Source organism: Rhizorhabdus sp. (assembly GCF_018006725.1).
Classification (GTDB): Bacteria; Pseudomonadota; Alphaproteobacteria; order Sphingomonadales; family Sphingomonadaceae; genus Rhizorhabdus.
This window is the reverse complement of the sequence record NZ_JAGMXV010000210.1, coordinates 1-7,812: the sequence shown is the minus strand read 5'-3', so window position 1 is coordinate 7,812 and position 7,812 is coordinate 1. Positions and strand designations below refer to the sequence as shown.

The window sequence follows — 7,812 nt, the reverse complement described above, 5'->3', positions numbered from 1 at the left end:
CCGCTTAACAATTTCCAGATGGTGCCGAAAAAAGCGATCCCCGCTTAGCCTTTCGTAGCGGCAGCTGTTGCGTGGCCATGTCGCCGACTCTAGCGTGAGGCCATGGCTTCCGCCGCTCCCTTCACTCTGGTCGGCCCGGCGCTTCCCGCGTCGCCCGTCCTGCTGACCGTGCCGCACGCCGGGCGCTACTATCCGCCGTCGGTGGTCGAGGCAGCGCGCGTGCCGGTAACGCGGTTGCAGGCGCTCGAGGATCGTTATGCCGATGCGCTCATCGGGCCGGCCGTCGCGCAAGGGGCGACGGCAATCGTGGCCAGCGTCGCGCGGGCGACCATCGATCTCAACCGTGACCCGCGCGAGATCGATCCGGCGATGATCGACGGGGTTCTGGCGCCCGAGGATCTTCTGCTGAGTGGCAAGGTGCGCGCAGGCCTGGGCCTGTTTCCCCGCCGGCTTCCATCCTGCGGCGACCTGTGGCGGCGACGCCTGACGCTGGATATGGTCCAGAACCGGATTGCCGAGCTTCATGCTCCCTATCACGCAGCGATCGCCCAGCGGCTGGAACTCACCCGGCAGCGTTTCGGCGCGGCCGTCCTGATCGACTGCCATTCGATGCCGCCGCTGCCGGTGCGGCAGCCGGACGGACCGGTGCGTATCGTCGTGGGGGATCGGTTCGGAGCGGGCGCGTCGATCGCCGCGGTCGATCTGATAATGGCGGTGATCGAGAGCGTCGGCCTGATCGCGGCGCGCAACCATCCTTATGCCGGCGGCTATACGATCGACCGTCATGGCCGGCCCCGGCATAATGTGCACGCGATCCAGATCGAATATGACCGGTCGCTCTATCTCGATGCCGCTCTGGATCGGCCCGGACCCAATGTGGAGGGATGCGGCCGCCTGCTGGCGACGATCGCGAGCCGGTTGGAGAGCCTGTTCAGGCCCGAAATGCCGATCGCTGCGGAATAAGGGAAGACCCTGATAAAAGAACCACCTCGTGCTTTCGCACGAGGTGGCCAAGGTTCAGGGAGGAACGCATCCCGGGGGATGCGTCGTACGGGGCCGCGAAAGGGGGGCACGACCACCGCACATCCACAAGATAGGTCCACTGTCCCGATGTTTCAAGAACAGTTCGACCCATTTTGGGAAATTCCTTAGTTCCGCAGCACTTTCCCCCCGATTTGCCTCAGGCCTGCGCTTCGACCGGGGTCACCGGCGGCGCCTTGCCCTGCTGCGCCTGCATGCCGAACACGTCGCGAATCAGCGACAGCGAGAAGAGGTGGGCGTAGATCAGCGGCAGGAGGCCGCTCTGGACCATCTTGCGCAGCACGTCGCCGCGAAGCTCCTTGAGCTTGTCCTCGGAAATAATCTGGAAACCGCGATAGACGAAAGGCTGGCCGCCTTCCGGCTCGATCGTGACTTCGCCATCGATCAGCAGCTTGTTCTGGATCAGCTCCTGCATGAACATGCCGGTGCGCATGCCGGCCTGCTCGAACTGCTCGCAGAAAGCGAGCGTGTTTTTGGTCGCCTCAGCCGGCTCCTCGCCGTCGAACAGCGGCATGCCGTCCTCAAACTCGCCGATCACGCCCGACGTGCCGTCGAAGCACAGCGACAGATCGTCGCTGTCAGGACGCAGCCGGGCGAGCATGAACGGATAGCGGCGGACATAGGCCGGGATGTAGATGTCGCGGGTAGGCATGCCCTTCTCGTCGACGAACACATTGACGCCGTCGTTGAGGCCGAACAGCGCCAGCGGTACGGGATCGGGGCCCGCCGAAAAGACGATCGGATAGAAGCGCTGCGCGGAAATGAACTCCTCGACGGTCAGCGGCACCGCATGGGCGGTGGCGAAGAACTCGGCCGTTTCCAGCGTGCGCGCCTTCCAGTTGGCGTGGAGCTGGCTCGAGAGCGGCTGCAATTCATTGTAGAAGAGGGGCAGGGCGTTGGCCGGGGCAGTCGCCATCGACAATCTCCTGAAAACCGGTTGAGAGGTGGATGATTTCGCGGGTTACGGGCCCGGACGATCGTGCCGCCGTCTATTGATCCTTGGCCTCTGGCGCAAGCGGAACAAGCTTGCCGGGGTTCATGATGCCGAGCGGATCGAGCGCCTGCTTTATCGCCCGGAGGGCGGCGAGCCGCACCGGATCGCCAAGGCGCGCGAACTCGGCGAGCTTGGCCTGTCCGATCCCATGCTCGGCCGACAGCGAACCGCCGGCCGCCGCAACGAGGTCATGGACCATGGCCGTGGCCTCGCGTCCGTGCGCTGCGATCCAGCTTTCGCGATCGGCATCGGCGGGCGGGAGCAGGTTGAAATGGATGTTTCCGTCGCCGAGATGGCCGAACGCGATGATCCTGGATCCTGGAAAGCGGGCCTCGATGCGGGGCCCTTCCTCTTCCAGGAAAGTCGGCATCGCCGATACGGGAACCGAAATGTCGTGCTTGAGCGAAGGACCGTCGCGCTTCTCGGCTTCGGAAATCGACTCGCGCAGGGCCCAGAGCGCTTCGGCCTGGGCTTCGCTGGCCGCGATGGTGGCGTCCAGGACCAGACCGTGTTCCATCGCATCGGTCAATGCGGCTTCCAGCAAGCTTGCGGGCGGAGCATCGTCACGGTTGCCGACCGCCTCGATCAGCACGTTCCAGGTGGAGGGGCTGGCCAGCGGCGCCCGCGTGCCGGGAATCCTTTCCAGAACGAGCGTCAGCGCATCGGCCGGGATGAGTTCGAAGCTCTCGATGCTCTCGGGCGAGCGCTCCTCGAGCCTGCGCAGCAGGTCCAGGGCCTTCGCCGGGCTGTCGAGCCCGACCCAGGCGACCGCACGCGCGCCCATTGAAGGTACGAGCCGTAGCGCGGCGGCGGTGATTATGCCCAGTGTTCCCTCGGCCCCGGTCAGCAACTGGCGCAGGTCGTAGCCGCGATTGTCCTTGCGCAGCGTAGCCAGGCCCTCGAACAGCGCGCCATCGGGCAGCACGGCTTCCAGCCCCAGGACGAGCGAGCGCACCGGGCCGAAGCGCAGCACCTGCGTTCCGCCCGCATTGGTCGAAACGAGTCCGCCGACCGTCGCCGAACCCTTGGCGGCAAGCGACAAGGGAAAGCGCCGTCCGATCGCGGCGGCGGCGGCGTGCAGATCCGACAGGATGACCCCGGCTTCGGCAATGATCGCGTTGTCGGTCGCCGAAGTGGTGCGGATGCGGTTCATCCGTCGCATCGACAAGAGTAGCGCCGAGCCGTCGGCGGGCGGCGTGGCGCCGGCGACCGTGCCGGTATTGCCGCCTTGCGGAACCAGCGCGACACGCGCTTCGGCTGCGAGGCGGACGATCGCCGACACCTCATCGGTCGTTGCCGGAGCAAGCAGGGCGATGCTCGTGCCGCTGTATCGACCGCGCCAGTCGGTCAGCCATGGCGCGATCAAATCGTCGTCGGTGACGCATCCCTGCGGACCCAGCAGGTCAAGCAGGCGGGCGATGAGAGTGGCGTCTGGTCGGTTGAGCTGCGGCATGGGCGGAACATAATGTAGCGCTGGCGCGATTAGCCAGCGTAACCGACATGCACGACAGTTCATCGGTCGTTCAACCGGTTGCACCGATGAGGATCGGGCCTATGGGTGGGCCAGACACCAAATGGTGCGGTGAAAAGGGTGGAACGTCGGACGTGAATTTCGGCCGCTTGCCGCGAGTCCTGACCATCGGGGTGCCGCTGGCCTCGATCGCCGCCCTGTGCCCATTGCTTCCTGGATGGGCCGAGCCTGCGCGCACGGTGTTGGCACAGATGAGCATTCAGCAGACACTGGTCGTCCGCGTTCCCGCGCGAGTGCCGCAGAAGCCCCTCAAATGGAAAGAGAAGAAAGGCCCGAAATGCGTGGTGATGTCGAGCATAGCGGGTGCCGCCGTCGTCGCCGATGACGCTATAGACCTGGCCATGCGCGGCGGGCAGCGGCTGCGTGCCGAGTTTTCGTCCCGCTGCCCCGCGCTTGATTATTATTCCGGCTTTTACATTCTTCCGACCGACGATGGCCGGATCTGCGCGGGCCGCGACGTCATCCGGACCCGTTCGGGCGGACAGTGCGAGATACGGCGTTTTCGCAAGCTCGTGCTCGACGACTGAGGGGCGCCGGGCCGCATAATCCTTGACAAATGGCGCATTGACGCCCAATCGCCCGGTCGGTGCGGATTTGGTTTCCGCACGCTTTTCCGGATAGCTTCATGTCCTTTGCCGATCTCGGCCTTTCCGACGAACTTCTCCGCGCCGTAGTGGAGTCCGGCTACACCGAGCCTACGCCGATCCAGGCGCAGGCGATCCCGCCTGTCCTGATGATGAAGGACTTGATCGGCATTGCCCAGACGGGCACCGGCAAGACGGCCAGCTTCGTTCTCCCGATGATCGACATTCTGGCCCACGGCCGCAGCCGCGCGCGCATGCCGCGCTCGCTGATCCTCGAGCCGACCCGGGAGCTGGCGGCGCAGGTTGCCGAGAATTTCGAGAAATATGGTAAATATCATAAGCTTACCATGGCTCTCCTTATTGGCGGTGTGAACATGGGCGAGCAGGTCGCCGCGCTCGAAAAGGGCGTGGACGTGCTGATTGCTACTCCGGGCCGCCTCATGGATCTGTTCCAGCGCGGCAAGATCTTGCTGACCGGCTGCAGCCTGCTGGTGATCGACGAAGCCGATCGCATGCTCGACATGGGCTTCATCCCCGACATCGAGGAAATCTGCACCAAGCTTCCGGCGCAGCGGCAGACGCTGCTGTTCTCGGCCACCATGCCGGCACCGATCAAGAAGCTGGCGGACAAATTTCTGTCCAATCCGAAGCAGATCGAGGTGTCGCGTCCGGCGAGCACCAATTTGTCGATCGACCAGTCGCTCGTCGAAACATCGAGCCGGGGCAAGCGCGATACTTTGCGCAGCCTGCTTCGCAGCGAAGCGGTGACCACCGCGATCATCTTCTCCAACCGCAAGACCACCGTGCGTGATCTGGCCTCCAGCCTGGCGCGGCATGGTTTCAAGGCGGGCCAGATTCATGGCGATATGGAGCAGCCGGAGCGCCTGCGCGAACTCGATCGCTTCAAGGGCGGGGAGATCAACATCCTCGTCGCGTCCGACGTCGCCGCGCGCGGCCTGGACATCAAGGGTGTGAGCCACGTCTTCAATTTCGACGTGCCCTGGCACCCGGACGATTATGTTCACCGCGTGGGCCGTACGGGCCGTGGTGGCGCGACCGGTACCGCGATCACGCTGGTGACCCCGGAAGATGCCGAAGCCATCGCTGCGATCGAAAAGCTGACAGGCGCGCCGTTGCCGCGTCGTCCGCGTGCCGATGGCGCGGAAGCGCCTGCCGAGCAAGCCGAAGCGGCACCCCGCGAAAAGCAGCCCCGTCGCGACAAGGCCCCCCGCGAAGAGCGGGCGCGCCCCGAGCCGACCGAGCGCAAGGCGGAGACCGCGCCTCAGCGCGAACCGCGCCGTGACGATCGCCGCCCCCGCCGCGACGATCGCCGCGATCGGCATGATGACGGCCCGGACGATGGCTGGAACGGGCCGGTGCCGAGTTTCCTGACGGTCGGCCTTACCAACTGATCCGCGTTCCGGGCGAAACGCGAAGGGCCGGATCACCCCGCACAGGGTGACCCGGCCTTTTCTTCATTTTGACAGATCGACCACCATGGTCCGCATGAGGGTCAGGGCAGGATCGAGGCTTGCTACCGGCGCGCGTTCGTCGAGGCCATGCGCGAAGTCGTCCTCGGGTCTAAGAAACATGCCCAGGACACCGTAGCTCGGGACTCCCTTGGCGCGAAAATAGAGGCTGTCCGTGGCACCCGCTGCCATCACGCCCGAAATGGGCAGGCCTGGATAGCTGAGGTCGATTCCCTTCCGCACGGCGTGCATCAGATCGGGGCGCAACGGCGAGGCGTCGCTGGCGAGGGGCGCGCCCAGCGTGACCATCTTCGCTTTCTCATTCGCTGCGACTTTCCAAAGGGTTGTCCGGATTTCCTCGACCGATTCCCCAGGAAAAATACGGCAGTTCACCGAAAGGCTGGCTTTCTGCGGCAGAGCGTTGAGCGCATGGCCACCGGAGATCATCGTGGGAACGCAGGTCGTGCCGGTCTGCCCGACCCATTCCGGATCGGCACGCAGTTTCTGCAGCGCATCGCTGTCCGCTGGATTGTCCGCGAAACGCTGCAGCGCGGCGCCCGTTTCGCCTTCGAGCTTGGCGCCCGCCTGCCGCATATAGGAAGCGGTGAGCTCGCTCGTCCGGGCGGGGAAGCGAAAAGCGGCAATTCGCTGGGCGATGGCCGCGACCTCCGCAATGGCGTTGGTCGGTCCGGGGCGGCTCGAATGCCCGCCAGGATCGGTGATCGTGAACTCGAAGTCGGCATAGGTCTTTTCGGCGCCCTGCACATAGAAAGCGACTGGCTTGCCTGTTTCGTCAAGCTGCCCACCGCCACCATCGGCGTTGAGCAGAAGTTCCGCCTCTCCCGCATAGCGTTCGGCCAGCCGGGCGGTGGTCGCCATGTCGGTCTCTTCGTCGCCCGACAGCAGCAGCAGGATGTCGCGCCGCGGCTTGAAGCCCTCGCGCTTCAACTGCATCAACGTCGAGACGAGAACCGCGTCGCCGAATTTCATGTCGAGCGACCCACGGCCATAAACGAATCCACCTTCCTCGACCGGTGTGAAGGGATCGCGGGTCCAGTCCGACGGGCGGGCCTCGACCACATCCATATGGCCGGATAGCAGGATCGCCTTGTCTTTGCCGCCGGAGGTCCCGCGATAGCGCGCGGCGAGGGAGACCGCGTCGCCCTGGCCCTCGATCACGATGTCTTCGGCGGCGAAGCCCGCCCCGCGCAGCTGCGAGGCGACATAGTCGGCCATCCGCCGCATCTCGCCACGTCCCTGGACGGTCGGAATGGCGATCATCGCCTTCCACATCTTCAGCGCTTCGGCATGTTGCGCGGGCGATGTCTTGGCGCTGGCTGCCGCGACAGGGCTCGCGGTCCAGGCAAGCGGCGCGGATGCGGCGACAAGGAGAGCGATTTTTCGAAATGAGAGCATAAGGGTAGGCCTCGCAAGGTGATGTGCGAGATTGGTCGACCCACCGATCGCCGTCAATCGCGCTCCCCGCGCGCGGCGTCGACGATCTGGCGGAACTTGCGCCGCCATCGCCCGCGGTTACGCTCGCGTCGACGACGGCGGCGGTCGCGCAGATTGTCGATCAGCTGGTGCGTTCCCCTCCGCAGAAATCCCCGAAAGAGCCCGCGATTGGACAGGGGCTCGAATCGCTCGTCGACAGATTCCGGATCGAGCAGTCCACTGGCGCCCATGGCATAGGTGGTATCGCTCAGCTTTTCCGGCTCGAACGGCTCCAGCGTTTTTCCCGTGCCCCTCAGGCATTCGATCGCCCCGATCAGCGATCCGGTCCGCTCGAAGGCGTCGCGGATCTCCTGCTCGGTGGTGCCGAGATGTTCGGCGAGCAACCGCTCGCGCAACAGGGCAATGGCCGGGTCGGGTGCATCCTGCTCACTGCGGTCGATCGCGATGTCGCACTCGCTGTCGAGGCCCATCGACCGGTTGTTCATGTTCGACGACCCCACGCGCAGCAGCAGGTCGTCGACGATCATCAGCTTGGAGTGAACATATATGTGGTGCCCGCCGGCGGTGACGGGGGTGTAGATCTGGAAGCGGTCGTGCTGGTCGATCTCGGCCAGTGCATAGAAGAGCTCGGCGCGCGCGCTGCCCATCACGGCTTCCTGCAGCCAGCCATCGGCGCTGACCGGGTTGATGATCACGATCTCCGGACCATCTGGCTCCTCGAGGCGCTTGGCTATTGCC

At 65.0% G+C, this 7,812-nt stretch carries 7 protein-coding genes; 3 read left to right on the top strand and 4 right to left on the bottom strand.

Annotated features, from left to right (window positions below):
• Positions 1–102 precede the first annotated feature (102 nt).
• Positions 103–963, top strand: a complete 861-nt coding sequence (locus tag KAY22_RS21360; RefSeq protein ID WP_296625238.1) for an N-formylglutamate amidohydrolase — start codon at positions 103–105, stop codon at positions 961–963.
• 217 nt (positions 964–1,180) lie between these two features.
• Here the strand turns inward: KAY22_RS21360 and KAY22_RS21355 are convergent, their stop codons facing one another.
• Both KAY22_RS21355 and KAY22_RS21350 read right to left on the bottom strand, forming a co-directional pair.
• On the bottom strand, positions 1,181–1,957 hold the full coding sequence (locus KAY22_RS21355; RefSeq protein ID WP_296625237.1) for a SapC family protein: 777 nt from the start codon (positions 1,955–1,957) through the stop codon (positions 1,181–1,183).
• Positions 1,958–2,030: 73 nt separating this feature from the next.
• On the bottom strand, positions 2,031–3,488 hold the full coding sequence (locus KAY22_RS21350; RefSeq protein ID WP_296625236.1) for an FAD-binding oxidoreductase: 1,458 nt from the start codon (positions 3,486–3,488) through the stop codon (positions 2,031–2,033).
• A 101-nt stretch (positions 3,489–3,589) separates the two neighbouring features.
• Between KAY22_RS21350 and KAY22_RS21345 the strand changes: the two genes are divergently transcribed.
• Positions 3,590–4,093: a hypothetical protein gene (locus KAY22_RS21345; protein WP_296625235.1), complete on the top strand. Its 504-nt coding sequence runs from the start codon at positions 3,590–3,592 to the stop codon at positions 4,091–4,093.
• A gap of 98 nt (positions 4,094–4,191) precedes the next feature.
• Positions 4,192–5,562, top strand: a complete 1,371-nt coding sequence (locus tag KAY22_RS21340; protein ID WP_296625234.1) for a DEAD/DEAH box helicase — start codon at positions 4,192–4,194, stop codon at positions 5,560–5,562.
• Between the two features lie 63 nt (positions 5,563–5,625).
• On the opposite strand, the gene KAY22_RS21335 is transcribed toward KAY22_RS21340, so the two are convergent.
• Entirely contained in the window at positions 5,626–7,035 is a 1,410-nt protein-coding gene (locus tag KAY22_RS21335) for a M20/M25/M40 family metallo-hydrolase (protein WP_296625233.1), read from the bottom strand.
• 53 nt (positions 7,036–7,088) lie between these two features.
• Positions 7,089–7,812: phospholipase D-like domain-containing protein (locus tag KAY22_RS21330; RefSeq protein WP_366514123.1), on the bottom strand; the 724-nt coding region annotated here is incomplete at its 5' end.

Excerpts from the sequence above, each read along its gene's own strand:
- KAY22_RS21360 (WP_296625238.1), top strand. The coding sequence starts at position 103 with ATGGCTTCCGCCGCTCCCTTCACTCTGGTCGGCCCGGCGCTTCCCGCG.
- KAY22_RS21355 (WP_296625237.1), bottom strand. The coding sequence starts at position 1,957 with ATGGCGACTGCCCCGGCCAACGCCCTGCCCCTCTTCTACAATGAATTG.
- KAY22_RS21350 (WP_296625236.1), bottom strand. The coding sequence starts at position 3,488 with ATGCCGCAGCTCAACCGACCAGACGCCACTCTCATCGCCCGCCTGCTT.
- KAY22_RS21345 (WP_296625235.1), top strand. The coding sequence starts at position 3,590 with ATGGGTGGGCCAGACACCAAATGGTGCGGTGAAAAGGGTGGAACGTCG.
- KAY22_RS21340 (WP_296625234.1), top strand. The coding sequence starts at position 4,192 with ATGTCCTTTGCCGATCTCGGCCTTTCCGACGAACTTCTCCGCGCCGTA.
- KAY22_RS21335 (WP_296625233.1), bottom strand. The coding sequence starts at position 7,035 with ATGCTCTCATTTCGAAAAATCGCTCTCCTTGTCGCCGCATCCGCGCCG.